Consider the following 21,594-nt stretch of genomic DNA (forward strand, 5'->3'; position numbering starts at 1 on the left):
ACTAATTCTACTACATTTCAAAACAGCTGTCAGGAATTTCCTGACAGCCCAAAACTTCCCTACTTTTGTTTCTGAGTATCAACCTCTGCAAGTCGCTCAAATTCTCTTTGTATTTCTTTTTTATATTCCTCTACCTTTGAAAAGTCCATAGCAGCAATATAAATCCGCTCTAACTTATCTCGTACTGCTTTTGCTTTTGCCAAGAAGGACATCGCCTCATTCATTTTTGTTTTATATTGAATCGAAACATTGCGAATTTCTGTAGCATATTTTTCATCTGTTCCGGGATTAACAATGAGATCATACATATCAATAACCTTGTCACCTTCTCGCTCTGGAAAATACTCATGTGGTGCTGTGCTGTCAAAGATTGCAAATCCCAACTCTCTTACAATAATCATATCTAGACTATTTGGATCAAATCCACAATGATATACTTCAACTTCAAAACCTTTTTCTTCTGCTGCCGCTGCTATTTTTTTTAACATCGTAGATTTCCCTGACCCAGGGCGCCCTTTTATAAAGTAACGATGAGGAATCCCTTCAGTTAAATTCGGAACAAAATCAACCGCACCTTTTGGTGTCGCTGCTCCTAAGAAACGGTGCTTTACAACCGCCTGCATTCCTTTGTTAGTTGCAAATAACTTTTGTATAAGCTGATTTGTTACTTCATTCGCTTTTTCAAAATCAATATTATCAATATAAATTTTCTCCCAATCATCGTGTATAGCTAATGCCTCTTTGAAACAAGCATACGCTGATTGAAAGGCACCGCTGGCTTCCGATATATAACGTGTAATCGCATCTTTATGTTTTCGTAACTTTTCTGAATCCCAAGCAACGCCTAAGTTTACATATTCTTCTACAACTCCAGGTGTTTTTGGCTCAATGACATGTGGTGCTGTTCCATCTACAATTCCTACTTTTAATTTGGGGATAATAACACCATCGATGGATTTGTTATCAGAAGAACAATGCAAAAATTCAATATCATATCCTCTTCCAGTCCACTCATGCCCAATCGCTTTCATCAGTGAGGATTTCCCTGTCCCTGGACCACCTTTCAAGATGAAAAGCCTTTCCAATCCACTTAAGTTTTCCTCGTATAGACTATAAAAACCTCTAGCTGTATTACCACCAGCATAATAATTTAAAATCTTCCCTGTCACTGCACTCACTCCTTTGCAGCAGTTTACTTACATAAACCACCATATGCTGGAATCCTTAGTTGGGTGAATACCTATTTTTATTCTTGTAACAAAACGCTTTTTCTTTTCAGCAGCACCATTAAAAATAGTGATGACGCTTTTGCTAGAGCATTCGCGGTTATTTTCTAATTCAACAAAAAAGCAGAGATCATCATTGATCTCTGCTTCGATATTTTCGATTCAAATTAAGAAAAAACTGTTCAACCCGAGGACGAATCCAGGCAAAATAGTCTTTATCTTTCTTTTTCGTACAAATAATTTCTTCTCCATCAACCATTCCGACAAGCTCTAGTTCTAACAATTGCCTCGCAAATTCCAAAATATTTACTTCTTCTTTTGGATACTCTTCCTTTAGCTTTTCTTCAATTTCTCCCAATAAAAAACCGTCACGCATCATTGCAAGTGCATCAATGCAAAGTGGCGGCATTTCATATTTTTCTCCTGTAATTGTATCTTTTACAATATAATTCTTTTGATCTTTTTGAAATTGAATCGTGTGTAAACATACGGTCGAATTTAATGTTAGTTCCATCGTACCACCTCTGTCATAATATCAACATAGAAAAAAGGATGCATGTGCACCCCTCCTTTTTAATTCACATAAACCCAACTTGTTATAACCATTCGTACAAGTAAAAACTACAAACCGGTACATGAGTAATAAAACTTCATGTCGATATTTTCCTCCATTATAAACTAAGTATTTTATAAAAAAAAGCATTCTTGTAACTTTTCATAAAATGTTTATATTTACACAACAAGAGCACTTTTCTGAAAAGTGCTCTTGTTTTTAAATTCTATATATTTGGCAAGGTTCCTTGGCTTTTTCCCTGTACCAATATAATAAAGGGAGTGCCCCTTCTTTAACAAATAGTTAATTAGATCCACTTCACTCGCTCATGAAGCAATCCATCTGTAAATGAATTATCACCTATCACAAAATCGTTCATATAAACACGTAAATATTCACCATATTTGCTTTTTGTATTAAGTAATAATTCCTCAACATAATATGCACCTGGTGAAAATATATCTAACAGCAGGCTGGACAATCCAGCATAAATGCCACAACCAACCTGAAAATAAGTTGCATTCGTCTTATATTTCTGAAAAACCTCACTACTATTCATTACATTATACATATATTTTTCATTGTCTTCATAAACAAGTAACACACCAACTAAATCCTCTCCAGCTATTTCGTCCTCTGCCGGATTAAAAACCTTTCGATTCCAATTCCATAATTTATCCACATCATCTAGATTTTTTCGAATTAAATCTGTTGTATATTCATTAATACGGTAAAGGAAACCTACTTCCATATCAAATGTTTTTCCAAGAATAAGAACTTCTTCATGTGGCATTAGACAACCATGAAACTCTTTCTCTCCTAATCTCACCTTATACTCCGAAGCATATACATCCTCATAAAAATAGATTGGTCGATGATGACTTACATACATTGGATAACTTAATATCGCTTCATCAAGAAAACGTTCTACAGCCCATGAAGCATAAAGAGTATTTGGTTTTATAAGATTTTGGTCTGCAAAGAAAGAATAATCATGCTCTATAATATAACATGCTCGTGGTTTTTTCTCTGGTTGTTCTTTCATAAGCTGTACAACCATCCATTGAACAACACCAGGATTCATTCCTGATCCTATAATAGCTCTTGTGTTTGTAAATTTATTTTTTTCCTTTTCAAATCTCGTATAGCGTTCCGTAAGCTGAAAACCCATTAAACTATCATCTTGATCAACCTGTTCATTCTCTAAAGCTGAATTTATATAAGAAATTCCTAATTCATTACAACAACTCAGTATACTAATCGTATCTGCTCCAGAAACGTCGATAACTACACCAGTATCCGTTTGCTGTAAATGCTGTTTAAACAGTACCGAATTTTGAAGATTTATTTCATGAAGAAAGAATTTGTCCTTCAAGTTTGGAAATAATTCATCATAATAATTTTTTTCCTTTTGCTTTATATCAACAAGATGAAACTTTAAATCTTTTATCACGGAATAAATAGGATCATTGATATTTACCACAGATTGGTTTAACACTGCCAATACTGCTTTAGCTGCTCCACCGCCACTACCAAGTAATGTAATTGAAAATGAATGTTTAAGCTGACTCACTTTGAAAACTCCTTTAATATTTAATTAGATAATACATAATTTATTCAATTTTGAAAGGGTAGCTTGGACATAATAAACATGCTCGTACACATTTTTTATTATGAAAATATGCCTTATTAACTCATAACTCTATAAATACAAATTGAAAAAACGACATGCAACCTTTCTTTTTAGGTTGAAGTACTACTCCCCATCCGAATGGGAAGACAAAAATAGGCTTGCTTTTTCTTTTACATGCATAAAAGAAAAAGCAAGCCATCATAAAAAACTTACGGAAAATGAACCGATTTTACATGTTGAATATTTAAATATACTTTTTCATCACGCGCCTTAATCAATTCAATATGACCGTCTTCAATTTTTGTCATCTTCCCTATTTTATTTGAGAGCTCTCCTAAATCGAACACTATAATTTTCCCTGCTACTTTGATTAGCTGTTCTTCAAATGTTCTAGCTAGTGTAATATTTAATGGATTAACTGGAAGTTCATTTTTATTGAGGGCATACGGAATTTGATTTTCTTGATAGGGGATTAACCATTTTAAATGTTTTAAAGAAACATATACTGTTTTGTACACGGGGCTATAGAATACTAAATAGTCATTCATAATACTTGTAACATAACCATGAATAGCGTAATCACCAGCTACATAAATCTCCGTAAAGATCCCTTTCGATGTACCCAAGACTTTCCTTAGAGAAATTGATGGTGACTCTCTTTTAATAACAGAATCTGTTTCTGGCTTTTGTATTTCGGCCATAGGACTCTCCAAAAATTTATAATATTGAATATGATATGAAGAAATATAGATATAATCTTTCCCATCATAAATAACGACAATATCATTGCCTACATCAATTAATAATCCTTTAAACCTTTTCTCACCGATTAATTTAACATAGATATATTCTCCAATATTTTTGCTTAGGTCATTCATCTGTGTCCTCCTTTCTACAAATACTAATTTTGACAATATCGCTAAAAATAAGATTGATTATGACCTATTTACAGCACACATTGCTTTTTCATATTTCTAATGACGGAATACAAACATGATCCATTTCTCACAAAAAATGTGCGGGACATGTAACCAATATTATAAGAAAAAACAAGACCTATTGAGCAGTCTCCATTCTCGACCCTTGCTTCCATATGCCCCTTCTTATTTTTAATAATTAATTTTCTTCTTCATTTTTCTTATTTTTAGTAATTTGATTTACATTTTTAATGTGAAATGTAACAATATAAATCACTTCATCGCGGTTCACTAATGTAATATATTCATCATTCACTTCACTTAATATACCTTCAACACTTTCTGGACCACCACGATTAATTTTTACCCACTTATGCTTCAAAGTAGCAAGTATATCTTGAAAAGCTTGCCCCGTCACATATGGCTGCTCGATAAAGTTAGCGGCAACACCTAGTTCTTTTGCTTTATTTATCACGCTTTTAACATGCTCTTGTTGATAATAAACAACTTCACCCGTATTGGCTTGAAGAACAAGATAGTCATCTCCAACCGCTAACAACACACCAGTGCGACTCTCTGGTCCGCCGAGGTTCACTTTTACTCCTTGATACACCAAGCCTTTAATTTGATTGAAAGGCTGTATATTTTTCAATTCCACTCCTCCTTTTCCTCTTTTTCCTTCTTTATCATTATCGGTTTCGACTCGACTGTCTTGTTGCTCTTGCTCTATATTGTTGATTATTTGATTGATTATCTTCATCCTCTTCTGCTTGTACTTGTAAACCGTAATTTATGCTTTTAATATGATAATGAGCAATCTGTACAACTTCCTCTTTTACGATTAATGTTACAAATTCACAAGATACATCTTGTAAAATCCCTTCAATTTTTTCAGGACCACCGCGATTAATTTTCACCCAACGATATTTTAAGTTTTGGAGTAAGCCGTGAAAATCATCACTTTCTACAAATGTTGGTAAACTTACAATTTCCACACCGCTCTCCTTTACATTCCTTGTAATACTTTTAATATGCTCTAACTGATAATAGAAAACCGTTCCACTTTCACTTAACAAGACAAAGTAATCAGAATAAACCGAAACCACTGTACCTTTTTGGGACTCTGGTCCACCTCGATTCACTCTAACACTCTCTCCAATCAATCCATACAGCAAATCACTACTAAGCTCGCTCATGAGAAAACTCCTTTCATTCATTTATAAGTCGTTTGCACTGATAGTATATGTATCTGTACATGTTACGTTCTCTATGATTGTCCCATTATATAAAAATATGTTTTTAACACGGAGGTACATTTATCCAATATGTATGTCTCTTATGTACAAAAGACTAACAGGGCTCCTATCAATACCTAGCATGATATCGGCCTCCATTTATGCACATTCTTTTACTATTTCCGCATAAAAAAATACCGTTTCAAGATACTGATTCTACACATCTTGAAACGGTATTTTTAAAAACGATTCTGTATAGCTTTTCATAGGATACTACACCATAGACCCATGAATTTTAATCTTCGTCTTTTACATCCATATCCTCTGGAATTGGCTCATTTAATATTTCTTCTACTAACTGTTTATATTTTTCCATCTGCTCTAAATGCGTATTGAACTGTTCTTTATTCAGTAAATATTGCTCACCGTCATATACGGCTCGAATTCGTTTTTGCTGAATCAATTCTTCAATGTAAGCTTCCGGAAGATTTAAATATTCTGCTGCTTCTTTTACCGTTATATACAATTGTTTCATTCCCTTATTATTTTTTATGTCTAGATCATTATAAAAGATTTTGTAAATACAAATCAAAAAGCAGGTAGATGCATTCCATATCTTGTATAGTAATATAGAGGATATAAAAAATACAGATGGCACTTATCCATTTACAAAAAGGGGAGTTAACATATGGCTACTCATCACATCATTACAATGTTAGAGCAAGCATTACAATCTGAAACAACAAACACCGCTGCTCAGCTTTCTAAAGATTTACCAAAAAGAATTATTGAGCAAAGAAAGGCTATAAATGAAAACGTGAACTATAGTACAATTGGAGAATGGTATCAAAATCATTTCTTATTCCAACAAGATGATTTTCTTTGGGCTAAATATGCTTACTATGATGCATACTGCGAGGCATTACAAAATCAGGGCCGACTTACAAAACGTGTACGCCACATACTAGAATCTGTTGCTAGAAAACATGGTAAACAATACATTGCCTCTGTGCAAAACAAGCAATTTCCTGATCATTACGCACAAGGAACAGCATGATTTTCCTTGCCTTAAGAAAATAGATAAACACCCAGCCTACTTCCTTACTTAATAAAGATAAGAAAGTAACTGGGTGTTTATCTATTACAAAGATATTTATTTCAAATCCCTCATCATTCATTTACGCATTTTTCTCTATTCATTTCTTTCTTTTCTTTGGCCTTCTTAACACAACCCATTATTTCACCATTTGCTTAATAAGTTCTCGGTTACGCTGTTTGAAAACATCATTATGTGAAGAAACCATTCCATATTCACTCGCATCTGGCTGAATAAATTGTTTCGCCTTATTTACAGCATTGCCACCATCTTGGAAGGCCCCAGCAATTAAGTGCAATTTCCCTTCATGCTTTAGAATATCCCCAGCAGCATATAACCCTTCTATGGAAGATTCACTGCTTGCACTCCCAGCAATAAAATAATTATCAACGATTTCAACATTTAGCTCACTATTTTCCAATAACGTCATATCACGTTCATACCCATGATTAATAATGATTTCATCAATAGATAAATGAGAAACTTCACCTGTTTCTTGATTCGTTATCTCAATATATTCAATTACTTCGTGATTATCATCAGCCATCAACTTTGTAATAGACGTATTAAAGAAACACTCTACCGAACTATTCATAAGTTGAGTAACTTGTGCTTCGTGGCCAGCTAAAGCATCTTTTCTATATGTTAAATAAACCTTTTTCGCAATGGGTTCTAATTCATTTGCCCAATCTATCGCAGAGTTTCCTCCTCCTGAAATAATTACAGTCTTATCTTTAAAACGCTTTAAGGATTTTACAGTATAATTTAAATTTGAGACTTCAAACCTCTCTGCACCTTCAATTGCTAACTTTTGTGGTTTCAATATTCCACTTCCAGTAGCTACAATAACTGTTTTTGAAAAATGCTTTTGACCAGAGAAAGTTGTTAGTATAAAAATTCCCTCTTCATTCCGAGTGATTGATTCTACCTTTTCATTCAACACTACTTTTGGATGAAATGTTAACCCTTGCTCCACAAGTTGCTCAATTAACCGCGCTCCAGTAACTGGTGGCAATCCCCCGATATCCCAAATCATTTTTTCCGGATAAACATGTATCTTTCCACCTAACTGTGGCTGAAATTCAATTATCTTTGTTTTCATTTCTCTTAGTCCACTATAAAACGCTGAGTAAAGCCCTGCTGGACCTCCTCCAATCACGGTCACATCAAATAACTCTTCTTGATTCATTTCCGTTCACTCCTCATTCATTGAACAAAATTGATTATCATTATCAATAAAATATATCTTTTTTTCGTTAAATTTACAATTAAAAATACTATTGACAAGACAAAAAGATAAAATTATATTATTTAAAGAGTTAATATTGATAATCATTATCAATATGTAAACTATTAACAAAATTGGTGGGAAAATAAAGATTCATTTTTAGATTAATCAAGTATTTTATTCTTATAAATCTCGATATCAAGATTTATAAGAATAATTAATAGCGAGACACCTAGCTTGTTAGAAATCTATACATTACAAACACTTTATAGAAGGAGAAGAAAAATGAAAAAATTATTCATTTCACTTACAGTTCTATTTGTACTCGTTATGAGTGCTTGTAGCAATGGCTCTACAGATAAGAAAAACGCTTCAAATGCAAAGGAAAGTAAAACAGAAACAATTACATACCAATCCGAAAACGGGAAAGTTGAAGTTCCCGCAAATCCAAAACGTGTTGTTGTACTATCATCATTCGCAGGTAACGTAATGTCTTTAGGTGTAAATCTTGTTGGTGTAGATTCTTGGTCTAAAATGAATCCACGTTTCGAGAAACAATTAAAAGATGTTACAGAAGTATCTGATGAAAATATTGAAAAAATCATCGAATTAAATCCAGATTTAATCATTGGTTTATCAAACGTTAAAAATATCGATAAGTTAAAGAAAATCGCTCCTACTGTAACATTCACATATGGAAAAGTAGACTACTTAACACAACATTTAGAAATCGGTAAACTACTAAATAAAGAAAAAGAAGCACAAGCTTGGGTCGATGATTTCAAAAAACGTGCACAAACTGCAGGAAAAGATATTAAAGCAAAAATTGGTGAAGATACAACCGTTTCTGTTATCGAAGACTTTGACAAACAAATTTATGTATTTGGTGATAACTGGGGACGTGGAACGGAAATTCTTTATCAAGAAATGAAATTAAAAATGCCTGAAAAAGTAAAAGAAAAAGCGCAAAAAGATGGATACTATGCATTATCTGCTGAGGTTCTACCTGAATATGCTGGAGATTACTTAATCGTAAGTAAAAACAATGATGCAAATAATTCATTCCAAGAAACAGAATCGTATAAAAATATTCCAGCTGTTAAAAACAATAAAGTTTTTGAAGTAAATGCAAAAGAATTCTACTTTAATGATCCAATTACGTTAGATTTTCAATTAGATTTCTTCAAAAAAAGCTTTCTTGGTAAATAATACAACAATGAGGAATTCTTATTTTAAGAATTCCTCTTCCTTTATTCTATAAAAAGAAAAGATGTGAAACTGATGACAAAAGACAATCTACGTTCCACCTCCTTTATATACAAGTTCATTTTAGGAATCATTATGTTCTTCCTTATTTTTATGATTGCCATGGTATTTGGCGCAGCAGATACCACCATACAAGATGTATGGACCGCACTTACTTCTAACGCTACTGGAGAAAAGCTCTCCCTCATCCGTGAACTTCGGCTCCCCCGTGAAATTGCAGCCATTTTTGTTGGAGCTGGGCTCGCTGTTTCTGGTGCAATTATGCAAGGCATAACGCGAAACCCACTCGCTGATCCAGGATTACTTGGGCTAACTGGTGGCGCCAACGCTGCCTTGGCGATTACAATTGCCTTTATCCCTTCTGCAAACTATTTTCATATAATGATTGCTTGTTTTATTGGTGCCGCTGTCGGGGCCATTATGGTCTTCGGAATTGGTATGATGAAAAAAGGTGGCCTTTCTCCTCTTCGTATTGTACTCGCTGGTGCCGCGGTTTCAGCATTTTTAATCGCGATTTCAGAGGGCATTGGGATTTACTTTAAAATTTCACAAGATGTATCTATGTGGACTGCCGGAGGAGTAATCGGAACATCATGGAGCCAACTGCAGGTCATTGTTCCAGTTATTTCAATTAGTATATTCATAGCAATCTTATTTTCAAAGAAACTGACTATTCTTAGCCTAAGCGAAGAAGTTGCAGTCGGATTAGGTCAAAAAATTATCGTCATTAAAATCATTCTTTTTATCGTTATCATTTTACTTGCTGGTGCTTCTGTTGCACTTGTTGGAAATACGGCATTTATAGGTTTAATGGTACCTCATATGGTCCGTCCTATTGTCGGACCTGACTATCGGTTTGTTATACCGATGTCTGCCATTACCGGTGCTTCTTTTATGTTATTAGCAGACACACTTGGACGTACAATCAACGCACCGTATGAGACGCCAATCGCTGCAATTATCGCAATAGTAGGCTTACCATTCTTCCTATTTATCGTACGTAAAGGAGGAAGATCGTTCTCATGATTCAACAATCTAAAAAACAACGAGTAATTGTGCTCATCTTACTTATACTTATTGCAACAACCATCACAATTGGAATGGGCCTAGGGGCTGCTTCGCTATCCTATGATAGGCTACTGCCGACACTTTTTGGCCAAGGCACATTTAAAGAAGAGTTTATTTTATTTTCTCTTCGATTACCTAGAATTGTAATTACACTATTAGCTGGTATGGCCCTTGCACTATCAGGAGCTATACTACAAGGCATAACGCGTAATGATTTAGCTGAACCTGGTATTATCGGTATTAATTCAGGAGCAGGTGTTGCAATTGCCCTTTTCTTTTTATATTTTCCAATAGATGCAGGGTCATTTGTTTACTTACTACCAATTGTTGGATTTATCGGCGCCTTTATTACAGCTTGTCTCATCTATGCATTTTCATATAGTAAAACTGCCGGACTTCAGCCGATAAGACTGACACTAACAGGAATTGGATTTTCATTCGCTCTTTCTGGAATAATGATTGTACTTATTTCATCTGCTGAACGTGCAAAAGTAGACTTCATCGCAAAGTGGATTGCTGGTAACATTTGGGGGGACGACTGGATTTTTGTTTTCGCACTCCTTCCATGGTTAGCTGTGCTCATTCCATTTACTCTCTATAAAGCAAATCGATTGAATCTCCTTGCATTAAACGAGCATGTAGCAATTGGTGTTGGTGTTGCACTCGAAAAAGAACGCCGCTCACTCCTTATAGCAGCCGTTGCATTAGCTGCTTCTGCCGTTTCGGTCACAGGAGGAATCGCCTTTATCGGACTCATGGCTCCTCACATCGCAAAATCTTTAGTCGGGCCGAGACATCAATTATTTATTCCTGTAGCCATTCTAATCGGTGGCTGGTTATTGTTACTGGCAGACACGGTTGGTCGTAATATTGTAGAACCAAGCGGTATTCCTGCTGGGATTATGGTTGCTTTAATTGGAGCTCCTTATTTTATGTATTTGTTGCTTAAAAAATAAAAAACCCCCTTGAGAATGAATTTTTTCTCAAGGGGGTTTTTGTTCACTTGATTTGCTAAGCATTGCTTGTTTCGCTTCCCCTTCATCGATAGACGTATCTGTCAAACCTTCATGAAAGCTCAGCGTTTTACTTGAAATAAAGGCTTTATCAATATAAATTGACTCTAAATACTGTTTTAAAGAAGCTCCCCTAACAGATAAAAATTTTCACCAAATGAGGTTATGGAAAAAGACCGGCTTGAAATTTCAAATAATATTCAAATTAGAGTTAGCGTTATTGATGGTATCTTTTACTATAATAGAATGAAAGGAAACAATAAATTTTACCAGTATCGCATCTATTTTAAGGGAAAAAACATTACATTTCTAAAACAATTGATAATTATTTTCAATAAAGTTATACATTTCCCTTGACAAAATAAACAATTTTATATGATAATTAATATCGAATTAGAATTATTATTGTTAATTTAAAAACTTTATTCTATGAGCAAGCTAATCTATAATGCTCAAAACCCACATTTAGGAGGAATTTTAATATGTTATTAATCGGAACAGAAGTAAAACCGTTTAAAGCGAATGCTTACCATAATGGAGAGTTTATCCAAGTTACTGACGAAAGTTTCAAAGGAAAATGGAGCGTAGTTTGCTTCTACCCAGCAGACTTCACATTCGTATGCCCAACTGAACTTGAAGATTTACAAAACCAATACGGGGCTTTAAAAGAACTAGGCGCTGAAGTATACTCTGTATCTACAGACACTCACTTCACACATAAAGCATGGCATGATAGCTCAGAAACTATCGGCAAAATCGAATACATTATGATCGGCGACCCTACTCGCACAATCACTAGCAACTTCGACGTATTAGTTGAAGAAGAAGGTCTTGCTGCTCGTGCTACATTCATCATCGATCCAGACGGCGTTATCCAATCTGTGGAAATCAATGCTGACGGTATCGGCCGCGATGCAAGCATCCTTGCTAACAAAATTAAAGCAGCACAATACGTTCGTAACAATCCAGGCGAAGTTTGCCCAGCTAAATGGAAAGAAGGATCTGCAACACTTAAACCAAGCCTTGACCTTGTAGGCAAAATCTAAGGAGCCTGATCAAAATGATACTAGATGCAGATATAAAAACACAACTAACCCAATACCTTCAATTAATGGAGAACGATATTCTACTTAAAGTTAGCGCAGGATCCGATGACGTATCTAAAGATATGTTAGCTCTAGTAGATGAATTAGCTACTATGTCATCTAAGATTACAGTGGAAAAAGCTGAGCTTGAAAGAACACCAAGCTTTAGCGTAAATCGCATCGGTGAAGACACTGGAGTAACTTTCGCTGGTATTCCTTTAGGACACGAATTTACTTCATTAGTGTTAGCGTTACTACAAGTGAGTGGACGTGCTCCAAAAGTTGAACAAAAAGTAATCGATCAAGTTAAAAACATTCAAGGTGAATATCATTTTGAATCTTATATCAGCTTAAGCTGTCATAACTGCCCGGATGTTGTACAAGCACTTAATGTAATGAGCGTTCTTAACCCTGGTATTACACATACTATGATTGACGGCGCTGCATTTAAAGAAGAAGTGGAAAGCAAAGACATCATGGCAGTACCAACTGTTTACTTAAATGGTGAATCCTTCGGCAGTGGTCGTATGACACTTGAAGAAATTCTAGCTAAGATGGGTAATGGTCCTGACGCATCAGAGTTTTCTGATAAAGATCCATACGATGTTCTTGTTGTTGGTGGCGGTCCAGCTGGTGCAAGTGCAGCAATTTACGCAGCACGTAAAGGCATCCGCACAGGTATCGTTGCTGAGCGCTTCGGTGGTCAAGTAATGGATACAATGGGCATTGAGAACTTCATTAGCGTAAAACGCACTGAAGGTCCTAAGCTAGTAGCAAGCCTTGAAGAGCACGTAAAAGAGTACGATATTGATGTAATGAAATTACAACGTGCGAAACGGTTAGAAAAGAAAGAACTTATTGAAGTGGAACTTGAAAATGGCGCTGTTCTGAAAAGTAAGAGCGTAATCATTTCAACAGGTGCTCGTTGGCGCAATGTTGGCGTACCAGGTGAAGCTGAGTTCAAAAACAAAGGTGTAGCATACTGCCCTCACTGTGACGGTCCACTATTCGCTGGAAAACACGTAGCAGTTATCGGCGGCGGTAACTCTGGTATTGAAGCTGCAATCGACTTAGCAGGTATCGTAAAACACGTAACTGTTCTTGAGTTCATGCCAGAATTAAAAGCTGATGCTGTCTTGCAAGAACGTCTTTACAGCCTACCTAACGTAACGGTTCTAAAGAACGTTCAAACAAAAGAAATTACTGGTACTGACACAGTAAACGGTATTTCTTATATCGATCGTGAAACTGAAGAAGTTCATCATATTGAACTTCAAGGTGTATTCGTTCAAATCGGTCTTGTACCAAACACAGATTGGTTAGGCGATACTGTTGAACGTGTTCGCGGTGAAATCGTAACAGACAAGCACGGTGCTACAAATGTACCGGGAGTGTTTGCTGCAGGCGACTGTACAAATAATCCGTACAAACAAATCATTATTTCTATGGGATCAGGAGCGAATGCAGCTTTAGGTGCATTTGATTATCTAATCCGAAATTAATGAACTGATATGAACTTTACAAAAGCAGGTGTCTTATCGACACCTGCTTTCTTTATAATTCTAATCTATAAACTAAAAACCTCTCATTCCCGTTCTTTTCATAAGCTCCAGGCAATCTAACTTCCTTGTTCAGGTCAAAAGCAGTCTGATTCTCTAAGAAAAAGATATAATCTTCCGACGGATAATACAAAATAAGTTCAACATCCCTCTCTACTTCTTCTACCGAAAGCAAAATGTTATTCACTACGTTCATAAATACTTGCACTGAAAATGGATTAAAGAAATAAAATCGATTATCACGTGGATCAATTTCATATTCTTGTGCCAAACAACATTGAAATTGAACTTTATCCTTAATATTCTTTGATTTTCTTGCATAACGCTCACGGTTTTCCATTGCTTCCTTATAGAACTCTTCATTCATTTCAATCCCAACTGCTGAAGCACCGCACTTATGATGCATATAAAAGTTTAGTCGCCCTTTTCCGCACCCAAAGTCTACTATTCGATCATTACTACTTATTTCATATTGATTCAACAGTTCTTCTAGACCACTATATGGCGTTGGTTCATAGCGATGATAATGTAAAGATTTATTAAATCCTTTTTGTTCTCCAACTGTTTTTATATTTAATACCGCGTCATAATATTGTTCGTTCATGTGTTCACCCTACTCTCTACAAAAAGAATCTTGATACAATCCAGAATCTTTTCGATTTTCCGTCTTTTATTTTCTACGGAATCCAAATTACATGCGATCCAATTTTATCATATGAATCAATTTCATAATTTCCAATTCTAATATACCAAGGATTTTGAGGACACAAAAAGGAGTACTATTCCAAATTTTTGTATAATGCAAATAACGACACAAACCAAAAACAAGAGAAGCCGTTAATTTCCTCTATGCCTATTATATGATTTAGAGTTAATAAGACGATTCCAAACGTTTTTTCTATCTTGATCATCGAACCTCCTATCGAAAGTACTTCAAAATCTTGTCTTGATGGCGATGCTATGATTCTTCTAATAGTAAAAGTTATACAAAGAAAAAAGCCTTATCTTAAATAGACATAGGCTCTTTAAATAACAGTTCAATAACTACGCAGCAAAAATCACAGGTAAATAATTTGTAATGAGATTTATTACACTTTATATCTTAGAAGGATTTTTTTCCTGTGAATCTTAATACTGATTCTCTTGAACGTTCAATTTCTTTAATATTTTCATCATAATATTTTGATGCATATGCATAAAAGATTATGTCAATAGTCAGAAATTGTGCGAATAACGAACTAGTTGCTGCACTACGAAATTTTGCCTCTGGTGCACGAACATGTTGCAAAGACATATCGACTTTGTTAGTTAATCTGTTATTACCAAATCGTGATAATCCAATTGTTTGAATACCAGATGCTTTAGCAATATCAACAAGTTGCAGTACTTCTTCAGTTTCTCCACTATTAGATATACTGAAAAAAACACAATTTTTTGTGGATGCAGCAAGTGCTGTCGCCATGATATGTGCGTCTTGATTTGCACTTACAATCTTTCCTAAACGTAACCATTTATGAGTAATATCTTCCGCAACAAGCCATGAAGCTCCTAATCCATAGACATAAATAACATCAGCATTTCTCATAGTTTCAACAATTTGATTAAGAATAACTTCATCTAAATAAATCGCTGTTTCTTGTATCGCCTGTACAGAGTTAGAAACTATTTTTTCTTTAATTTCCGCTATTGTTTCATTTGGTTCAATATCATAAAAACCTTTCTTCTCTGGTTGTGAGATATACGATGATAGAGATACCTTTAACTCCGAAAAACTAGCAATTTCGATAGAACGACAAAGTCTAGTGACCGCCGAACTACTAGCATTAGCATGCGCAGCTAATTCATGTATAGTCATTCTAATCACTTCTTGAGGATTGTCTAAAATATATTGTGCTATTTTCCCTTCAGACTTTGGTAATTGATGTAATAAACTCTCGATTTTTAACAATACATTTACAACATGCATATTGAATGGCTCCCTTACCTTTTAATTAACTCATATATTTCAGAGCTAAATAATATCCCCCTAATGTAGATGATACATCTTCTAAAATAAATTGGACTTTCGGTTTTTCTTGTTTAATATTTTCAATAAAGGCGGTTTGTACAGACGGTATATTAGTTAATATACCCCCTTTAATAGCAATTGTAACATCGTTATCAAAATTTAGTTTCTTCCAAACAGCAAGCGTAGTCTTGGCAAGGTGATAGCCCGCTTGCTTGAGAATATTCTCTGCAAAATCATCTCCTGCTTTTGCTTGTTGAACGATTATTGGAACAAATGACGCAATATCCGCTTTAGTTGAGGAATAAATAAATGTTTTTAATTCTAGTACATTCTGATAACCAAGTTTTGTTAGTACCAACTTAGTTAGGTCACTATAATTCCCTTCCCCATCTTCCTCTTGCGTCATTTTAATAAAAGCCTGCATAGCAATCCAATACCCACTTCCTTCATCTCCAAGAATATGTCCCCAACCACCTGCTAATTTTTCAATACCATTATGAATTCCAATACTAACAGAACCGGTTCCTGAAATTGTTAAAATACCATCTTTCCCTTTTAGTAAAGCTGCATGTGCAATAATTCCATCATTGACAATCGTAAACGGAATATGAAACGCCTCAGAGAGAGCCTCTTTTATACCTTTTGTATTTTTAACCCCTCCATACCCGGCCAATCCTAGGCATATATACTGGCATTCTTCCTTTTTTAAAGGAACTAAGCATTGTTCAATCGCACTAATAATATTATGTATAGCTTGTTTTTCATCTAAAAGTAAATTTCCGAACCCTGCTTTACCTTCACTTATTTTTTCACCATTTAAATTATAAGCTACCGCTTCCGTTTTAGTACCTCCACCGTCTACTCCAATAATATAATTCATACAGGTTCCTCCTTGTGTATAAAGTGAAACTTTAATTAGTGGGGGTTTTCTTCATCCCCCACTGATTATCAGCCCTCACCAATCGGGCTTTTACGGACAGTCGATCTCCCACCTATCTTCTTTGCTTTTACCGAATTTTGAGGTGGGAGTCTTACTGTCCGTAAATAACAGTATAAATAAAAAGAGAAGGAGCGTTCTGTCCCTTCCCTTTCCCTTACTTTGAGGTTTTTCTCGATAAAATCAATTAATTGAAAATTGGAATTTCTCCCAAGGATCGAGATAATCAAGGAGAAAAATTTCTTCCTCAACTATCCGGCCAACCACATTCGTTTTACCTGAATTCTCCATGTCTTTCAACGCAATCTGTAATTCACCCTTGTATTGTCCATATAGCTCATTCTCAATTAAAATGTCTCCTCTTCTAATATCAGGGGTATAGGTTGGTTTAAGTTCTTCTCGTTTATATTTTACACGTGATTGAGTCGAGCGAATAAGGTATTCTGAAACGTCTCCACGATAAAAATGAAATTCTTCCAGCACAATCTTTTTCTCTAACTCTGTAATTGTGTCATATAGTTCTATATGAAACGTTAGCAATTTACTGTTTAATGTACTGAGGGCTTCTAATTCAATCTTTGATGCATATGCGTTAGCAATAATCACATCATCTATTACTCCAGTTGCAAATAAGTGTTTGGCTTGCGTTACAATTGGTAATTCACGATGCATTTCTAATGTACATAAACCTTCTGTTACCGGCCAAGGTCCGTAAGTTGCTGCTTGTGAACTAATGAATGCTGCTGTACGAATATTATGGTGTTTAAATTGCTCACAGCATTTTAGAAAATGAGCATAGCTTAATCCCGCATAACGATGAGGATAGAAATTATGTGACCCTACTAAATTCTCTTTATTAGGCTTATAAGCAATGAGATTATCTAAATAATGCGTTGCATTGCTCATATTAATTTCAACTTTTAAATTATAGGGATTATGTGTCATGATGGACTCTTCAGTTCCTGTAAATCCCATATCTAGACGGATTCCGTACGCTCCTAAATCAGCAAAGAATGATAAGTCTTTATAGGAAATATCTAAATCTCCAAATACACGAGGAGATATATCAACCATTACTTCCATACCTAATTGATTTGCAAATGCAATTGTTTCTTTAAATTCCCTCATAATTTTTTCCTTATCACCTTCTACTGACAGCAAGCAAGTAAAGATTTTTTTAAATCCATATTTGTGTGCAAGTGCAATATACTCTATATCTTTTTCTACGGTTGAATGTTCTGGATAAATGGAGATACCTAATTTTCTCATCTTTACATCACCTTTACCCTCCCACATCCCAATTATTGTTGTGGCGCCAGTTTTTTTATGATACGGATCATATGTTCAATCAATTTTTGTTCGCTTATCGCGGTCATTAAGTGATCTTGAGCATGAATCATTAGCAACGTTTTTTCACTTGGAATTCCGTTCAATTCAGCTTGAATTAACTTTGTTTGTGTCTTATGAGCCAAGCTAAGTTCTTCTGCAGCTTGGTTAATAAGATTCGCTGCTCTTTCAAAGTCAAATTCCTCTGCAGCTGTTAATGCTTCATAAGCTAAACCTCTTGCATTTCCACCATGAGAAATAATTTCAAAAATTTCCATTTCGTTATTATTGATTTCCGTTGACATATCATAGCACTCCATATCGTAGTAAAGTATGGGACAATATTCTCTAACTGAAGTTACGTTTCAGAAAATATCATGTCTCAATTTGTCTTTCATATTAAATTTATTATTCTCCTAATCATCTAAAAAAATTGAGGCAAATACTCTTTATGGGCTTCTAATAACTTCTGTAATACAGCTTCCGCTAAATCATCACTTGGAATAAGTGGATTAATTGTTAAAGCTAATAAAGCCTTATCATAAGAACCCGTTACGGCTGCCTCAGCACCTACTCTTTCGAATGATTTGATTTGCTGAATTAATCCTTGAATTTGAATAGGCAATTTCCCCATCGTCAAAGGAACTGGTCCATTTTTTGTTACAATACAACTCACTTCAACCGCTGAATCATAATCAACCTCATTAATTGCGCCTTTGTTTTGAATATTTAATACTTGAATTTCCTTTTTGTCATTATAGATAGAAGAAATTACATTACACGCTGCATCACTATAGTATGCACCACCCCGCTTTTCTAATTGTGGAGGTTTCATGTCTAGCTTTTCATCTTTATACAACTCAAATAGATCTTCCTCTAATTTCTTGACAATTTCAGCACGCGTTTTCCCTGATTTAAATGCTTCTAATTCTTCATCTAGAATATTTTTTGTTTTGTAATAATAACGATGATAGGGGCAAGGTACTACGCCTAATGATTTCAAAAATCTTGGATTCCAAGGCAGTGGAGCAATGTTCTTCATTGACATTTGTATCGCTGGATTCCCTAGCATTTCAAGTACTTTCTCTGTTACTTCTTGATCATCAACATATACATGTATCCCGAATACCATATGGTTTAATCCAGCGAAATCAATGTGTACTCTCTCCATTTCAACACCTAACATGTTCGAAATAGACATGTGCATATTAAATGGTACATTACATACACCGATTACTTTTTTATGCTCGCTGTAACGAAGGAGTGCTTCTGTTACCATTCCAGCTGGATTTGTAAAGTTAATTAACCATGCATTTGAGCAAAGTTCTTGCATTTCTTCTGCGATTTCTAGAAGAACAGGGATTGTTCGTAATGCTTTAAATAGGCCTCCTGCACCATTTGTTTCTTGCCCAATTAACCCTAGTTGCAAAGGAATACGCTCGTCTTTAATTCGGGCATCTAGTAAACCAACTCTCATTTGCGTTGTCACAAAATCAGCATCCTGTAAAGCTTGACGGCGGTCTAACGTCAAATGAATTTCCATAGGAACTCCTGCCTTTTCAACCATTCTTCGTGCTAAGTTCCCTACAATCTCAAGTTTTTCCCTTCCGGCCTCAATATCCACTAACCAAAGTTCTCTAACTGGTAGCTCATCATAACGTTTAATAAAACCTTCAATTAATTCTGGCGTGTAACTAGATCCACCACCAATTGTGGCAATTTTTATTCCGTTTCGCTTTTCCATTTCACTAACACCTCATTTTAGATAACTTACTTTTTTCATTTACGCATAGACAATTGGGTAACAAATTAGTGCACTCGCTACTAATAAAGACAAGAACAAAATTAACGCTTGTTTCTTGTTTTTAAACTTACCTTCAACAAAAATAAGAACAAGAGTTAACCCTGCGCTGATTGCAAAGATATTATCTAGGTACAATGACAAGCGTTTGTCTATTCCAACTGCATTCATTAAAGGATTAAAGATAAGATTAAAAACAAGAATAAAACTAAAAAATAGAAACGCACTTTTGTAACTAAAAAAGTGAATTCTAGATGTTGAATTCATTTTTATCTCCCTTCTCTCTTTTATATGAAAGGAAGTTTGGAGCAATTAGTCCCAAACCTCCTTTCATGTATTTTTATAAGGCTACGTTTGTGTCCTCTTTTGTTTCTGTTGGATTTTCTTGTGCTAATAGCTTTTGATCATACATTTTAAAGAATGGTAGATAAACAATAACTGAAATCGTAATATTGACTAATACAAGAATAATTGCTCTCCAGTCACCACCCGTTGAAAGGTAGGCACCTATTGGGGCTGGTAATGTCCATGGAACCATTACATATGTCGGATTTACTAATCCGATTGATGTCGCGACATACGCAATTGTTGCACCAATTAATGGTGTCACGACAAATGGAATAATTAAAATTGGGTTTAGCACAATTGGCATCCCAAAAATAACAGGTTCATTGATGTTAAATATACTTGGAACAATTGTTGCTCTTGCCATCGTCTTACTATAAGTAGATCTTGCTGTTAATAACATCGCAATTACTAATCCTAATGTTGCACCAGATCCCCCAATCCAAATAAACCATTGGAAGAATGTTTCAGGAGCTACGTGAGGGATCGTCTCACCAGCAGCAACTGCCGCTGAGTTATTAGCCAAGTAAACTTCCCAAACTGGACGAGCAACAGCACCTACAACTGATACACCATGAATACCGAATGACCAGAAAAATGTTATTAAAAAGACTGGAATTAATACACCTGGTAATGTATCCCCAGCTTTAATAAGTGGTGCAACAGCTTTATCAACAAGTGAATGTAGATCAACACCTGCAACTACTGTAATTAATGTCATAATAGAGAGTACGATTGTAACTGGTATTAACGCTTCAAATGAACGAGATACGGACGTTGGAACAGAATCTGGCATTTTTATTGTAATATTTTTAGTCTTACATAAACGTATCATTTCAACCGAAAATATAGAAACAATCATCGCTACAAAGAGCCCATGCCCACCGAGGTTTGTCATTGGCAATACAAAACCTATATCTTTCACCATTTTTACGCCTATTGTGAATAAGAAGGCAGCTACCGATAATAATCCTCCTGATAAAGGGTCTAACTTATAGCTTTGAGACAGACTATGACCGATTCCAAAAGTAATATATAGGGTCATAATAAACATTGTTAATCGATAAGGTATTAAAATCTCCGCGATATGTTTTGCTGCCCATTGACCTATTGCGGAATCTGCTGCCACGGGTGGGAAAGCAATGATAAGAAATATGCTCCCAAAGATGATGAATGGCAAAGCAGAAACTACACCATCACGTATCGCACGTAAATGCTTCTGCTCAGACAATTTAGCCATAGGTGTCGATAAATTATTTTCTAAAAAAGCTACAAATTTGTTCATTTGTATTTTCCCC

The 21,594-nt window shown here is 35.2% G+C and carries 22 protein-coding genes and 1 pseudogene; 6 read left to right on the forward strand and 17 right to left on the reverse strand.

Annotation, left to right across the window (positions count from 1 at the left end; translation table 11 throughout):
- Positions 1-59 precede the first annotated feature (59 nt).
- The 7 genes from BLV40_RS18005 to BLV40_RS18035 all read right to left on the reverse strand — a co-directional run bounded on the left by BLV40_RS18005 (position 60) and on the right by BLV40_RS18035 (position 6,099).
- A complete protein-coding gene (locus BLV40_RS18005; protein WP_170833677.1) occupies positions 60-1,178 on the reverse strand; it encodes a PRK06851 family protein in 1,119 nt (372 codons plus the stop codon).
- 181 nt (positions 1,179-1,359) lie between these two features.
- Complete coding sequence (locus BLV40_RS18010) at positions 1,360-1,740, reverse strand: hypothetical protein (protein WP_026592583.1); 381 nt, start codon at positions 1,738-1,740, stop codon at positions 1,360-1,362.
- 346 nt (positions 1,741-2,086) lie between these two features.
- On the reverse strand, positions 2,087-3,352 hold the full coding sequence (locus BLV40_RS18015; RefSeq protein WP_090692523.1) for an S-adenosylmethionine decarboxylase related protein: 1,266 nt from the start codon (positions 3,350-3,352) through the stop codon (positions 2,087-2,089).
- Positions 3,353-3,621: 269 nt separating this feature from the next.
- The gene (locus BLV40_RS18020) at positions 3,622-4,290 is read right to left on the reverse strand and encodes an LSm family protein (protein WP_090692525.1); all 669 of its coding nucleotides are present in this window, start codon (positions 4,288-4,290) and stop codon (positions 3,622-3,624) included.
- Between the two features lie 238 nt (positions 4,291-4,528).
- Complete coding sequence (locus BLV40_RS18025) at positions 4,529-4,981, reverse strand: spore coat protein (protein ID WP_090692528.1); 453 nt, start codon at positions 4,979-4,981, stop codon at positions 4,529-4,531.
- Positions 4,982-5,018: 37 nt separating this feature from the next.
- Positions 5,019-5,525, reverse strand: a complete 507-nt coding sequence (locus tag BLV40_RS18030; RefSeq protein WP_026592587.1) for a hypothetical protein — start codon at positions 5,523-5,525, stop codon at positions 5,019-5,021.
- Between the two features lie 334 nt (positions 5,526-5,859).
- The gene (locus tag BLV40_RS18035; RefSeq protein WP_090692530.1) at positions 5,860-6,099 is read right to left on the reverse strand and encodes a helix-turn-helix domain-containing protein; all 240 of its coding nucleotides are present in this window, start codon (positions 6,097-6,099) and stop codon (positions 5,860-5,862) included.
- 153 nt (positions 6,100-6,252) lie between these two features.
- Here BLV40_RS18035 and BLV40_RS18040 point away from each other — a divergent pair, with 153 nt between their 5' ends.
- A complete protein-coding gene (locus tag BLV40_RS18040; RefSeq protein WP_026592589.1) occupies positions 6,253-6,621 on the forward strand; it encodes a hypothetical protein in 369 nt (122 codons plus the stop codon).
- Between the two features lie 178 nt (positions 6,622-6,799).
- Here the strand turns inward: BLV40_RS18040 and BLV40_RS18045 are convergent, their stop codons facing one another.
- Positions 6,800-7,849 carry an NAD(P)/FAD-dependent oxidoreductase gene (locus tag BLV40_RS18045; RefSeq protein WP_090692536.1) on the reverse strand — a complete coding sequence of 350 codons (1,050 nt, stop codon included), beginning with the start codon at positions 7,847-7,849 and terminating at the stop codon, positions 6,800-6,802.
- A 324-nt stretch (positions 7,850-8,173) separates the two neighbouring features.
- Here BLV40_RS18045 and BLV40_RS18050 point away from each other — a divergent pair, with 324 nt between their 5' ends.
- Genes BLV40_RS18050 through BLV40_RS18060 form a run of 3 tightly spaced genes read left to right on the forward strand, consistent with a single transcriptional unit; the run spans position 8,174 to position 11,178 of the window.
- Positions 8,174-9,097: an iron-hydroxamate ABC transporter substrate-binding protein gene (locus BLV40_RS18050; RefSeq protein ID WP_090692538.1), complete on the forward strand. Its 924-nt coding sequence runs from the start codon at positions 8,174-8,176 to the stop codon at positions 9,095-9,097.
- A gap of 48 nt (positions 9,098-9,145) precedes the next feature.
- Positions 9,146-10,180, forward strand: coding sequence for a FecCD family ABC transporter permease (locus BLV40_RS18055; RefSeq protein ID WP_139265565.1), 1,035 nt, complete (start codon positions 9,146-9,148; stop codon positions 10,178-10,180).
- Positions 10,177-11,178 (forward strand): FecCD family ABC transporter permease, encoded by a 1,002-nt coding sequence (locus BLV40_RS18060; protein WP_090692544.1) that lies wholly within the window; start codon positions 10,177-10,179, stop codon positions 11,176-11,178. The genes BLV40_RS18055 and BLV40_RS18060 overlap by 4 nt, the downstream gene beginning before the upstream one ends.
- Before the next feature lie 27 nt (positions 11,179-11,205).
- On the opposite strand, the pseudogene BLV40_RS29405 reads toward BLV40_RS18060, so the two are convergent.
- Positions 11,206-11,364: pseudogene (locus BLV40_RS29405) on the reverse strand (DeoR/GlpR transcriptional regulator); the annotation flags it as partial.
- A 353-nt stretch (positions 11,365-11,717) separates the two neighbouring features.
- On the opposite strand from BLV40_RS29405, the gene ahpC reads away from it, so the two are divergent.
- Both ahpC and ahpF read left to right on the forward strand, forming a co-directional pair.
- On the forward strand, positions 11,718-12,281 hold the full coding sequence (ahpC, locus tag BLV40_RS18070) for an alkyl hydroperoxide reductase subunit C (protein ID WP_026592594.1): 564 nt from the start codon (positions 11,718-11,720) through the stop codon (positions 12,279-12,281).
- Between the two features lie 14 nt (positions 12,282-12,295).
- The gene (ahpF, locus tag BLV40_RS18075; protein ID WP_026592595.1) at positions 12,296-13,822 is read left to right on the forward strand and encodes an alkyl hydroperoxide reductase subunit F; all 1,527 of its coding nucleotides are present in this window, start codon (positions 12,296-12,298) and stop codon (positions 13,820-13,822) included.
- Between the two features lie 52 nt (positions 13,823-13,874).
- Here ahpF and BLV40_RS18080 read toward each other — a convergent pair whose 3' ends face one another.
- From BLV40_RS18080 to BLV40_RS18120, 8 genes are all read right to left on the reverse strand, one after another.
- A complete protein-coding gene (locus BLV40_RS18080; protein WP_026592596.1) occupies positions 13,875-14,483 on the reverse strand; it encodes an SAM-dependent methyltransferase in 609 nt (202 codons plus the stop codon).
- Positions 14,484-14,981: 498 nt separating this feature from the next.
- Positions 14,982-15,845, reverse strand: coding sequence for a MurR/RpiR family transcriptional regulator (locus BLV40_RS18085; protein WP_090692546.1), 864 nt, complete (start codon positions 15,843-15,845; stop codon positions 14,982-14,984).
- 25 nt (positions 15,846-15,870) lie between these two features.
- On the reverse strand, positions 15,871-16,767 hold the full coding sequence (locus BLV40_RS18090; RefSeq protein ID WP_090692550.1) for an N-acetylglucosamine kinase: 897 nt from the start codon (positions 16,765-16,767) through the stop codon (positions 15,871-15,873).
- A 240-nt stretch (positions 16,768-17,007) separates the two neighbouring features.
- The gene (locus BLV40_RS18100) at positions 17,008-18,093 is read right to left on the reverse strand and encodes a DUF871 domain-containing protein (protein WP_090692557.1); all 1,086 of its coding nucleotides are present in this window, start codon (positions 18,091-18,093) and stop codon (positions 17,008-17,010) included.
- Between the two features lie 32 nt (positions 18,094-18,125).
- Positions 18,126-18,455, reverse strand: coding sequence for a PTS lactose/cellobiose transporter subunit IIA (locus BLV40_RS18105; protein ID WP_026592600.1), 330 nt, complete (start codon positions 18,453-18,455; stop codon positions 18,126-18,128).
- Between the two features lie 119 nt (positions 18,456-18,574).
- Entirely contained in the window at positions 18,575-19,894 is a 1,320-nt protein-coding gene (locus BLV40_RS18110) for a 6-phospho-beta-glucosidase (protein ID WP_090692559.1), read from the reverse strand.
- Positions 19,895-19,933: 39 nt separating this feature from the next.
- A complete protein-coding gene (locus BLV40_RS18115) occupies positions 19,934-20,218 on the reverse strand; it encodes a hypothetical protein (RefSeq protein ID WP_026592602.1) in 285 nt (94 codons plus the stop codon).
- 73 nt (positions 20,219-20,291) lie between these two features.
- Positions 20,292-21,581 carry a PTS sugar transporter subunit IIC gene (locus tag BLV40_RS18120; RefSeq protein ID WP_026592603.1) on the reverse strand — a complete coding sequence of 430 codons (1,290 nt, stop codon included), beginning with the start codon at positions 21,579-21,581 and terminating at the stop codon, positions 20,292-20,294.
- Between the last annotated feature and the right edge of the window lie 13 nt (positions 21,582-21,594).

Source organism: Bacillus sp. 166amftsu (genome assembly GCF_900107445.1).
Taxonomy (GTDB): Bacteria; Bacillota; Bacilli; order Bacillales; family Bacillaceae_G; genus Bacillus_A; species Bacillus_A arachidis.

What these genes read in the sequence shown, in the direction of transcription:
- BLV40_RS18010 (WP_026592583.1), bottom strand. Translation starts at nt 1,740, where the DNA reads ATGGAACTAACATTAAATTCGACCGTATGTTTACACACGATTCAATTT.
- BLV40_RS18020 (WP_090692525.1), bottom strand. Translation starts at nt 4,290, where the DNA reads ATGAATGACCTAAGCAAAAATATTGGAGAATATATCTATGTTAAATTA.
- BLV40_RS18030 (WP_026592587.1), bottom strand. Translation starts at nt 5,525, where the DNA reads ATGAGCGAGCTTAGTAGTGATTTGCTGTATGGATTGATTGGAGAGAGT.
- BLV40_RS18035 (WP_090692530.1), bottom strand. Translation starts at nt 6,099, where the DNA reads ATGAAACAATTGTATATAACGGTAAAAGAAGCAGCAGAATATTTAAAT.
- BLV40_RS18040 (WP_026592589.1), top strand. Translation starts at nt 6,253, where the DNA reads ATGGCTACTCATCACATCATTACAATGTTAGAGCAAGCATTACAATCT.
- BLV40_RS18045 (WP_090692536.1), bottom strand. Translation starts at nt 7,849, where the DNA reads ATGAATCAAGAAGAGTTATTTGATGTGACCGTGATTGGAGGAGGTCCA.
- BLV40_RS18050 (WP_090692538.1), top strand. Translation starts at nt 8,174, where the DNA reads ATGAAAAAATTATTCATTTCACTTACAGTTCTATTTGTACTCGTTATG.
- BLV40_RS18060 (WP_090692544.1), top strand. Translation starts at nt 10,177, where the DNA reads ATGATTCAACAATCTAAAAAACAACGAGTAATTGTGCTCATCTTACTT.
- ahpC (WP_026592594.1), top strand. Translation starts at nt 11,718, where the DNA reads ATGTTATTAATCGGAACAGAAGTAAAACCGTTTAAAGCGAATGCTTAC.
- ahpF (WP_026592595.1), top strand. Translation starts at nt 12,296, where the DNA reads ATGATACTAGATGCAGATATAAAAACACAACTAACCCAATACCTTCAA.
- BLV40_RS18080 (WP_026592596.1), bottom strand. Translation starts at nt 14,483, where the DNA reads ATGAACGAACAATATTATGACGCGGTATTAAATATAAAAACAGTTGGA.
- BLV40_RS18085 (WP_090692546.1), bottom strand. Translation starts at nt 15,845, where the DNA reads ATGCATGTTGTAAATGTATTGTTAAAAATCGAGAGTTTATTACATCAA.
- BLV40_RS18090 (WP_090692550.1), bottom strand. Translation starts at nt 16,767, where the DNA reads ATGAATTATATTATTGGAGTAGACGGTGGAGGTACTAAAACGGAAGCG.
- BLV40_RS18100 (WP_090692557.1), bottom strand. Translation starts at nt 18,093, where the DNA reads ATGAGAAAATTAGGTATCTCCATTTATCCAGAACATTCAACCGTAGAA.
- BLV40_RS18105 (WP_026592600.1), bottom strand. Translation starts at nt 18,455, where the DNA reads ATGTCAACGGAAATCAATAATAACGAAATGGAAATTTTTGAAATTATT.
- BLV40_RS18110 (WP_090692559.1), bottom strand. Translation starts at nt 19,894, where the DNA reads ATGGAAAAGCGAAACGGAATAAAAATTGCCACAATTGGTGGTGGATCT.
- BLV40_RS18115 (WP_026592602.1), bottom strand. Translation starts at nt 20,218, where the DNA reads ATGAATTCAACATCTAGAATTCACTTTTTTAGTTACAAAAGTGCGTTT.
- BLV40_RS18120 (WP_026592603.1), bottom strand. Translation starts at nt 21,581, where the DNA reads ATGAACAAATTTGTAGCTTTTTTAGAAAATAATTTATCGACACCTATG.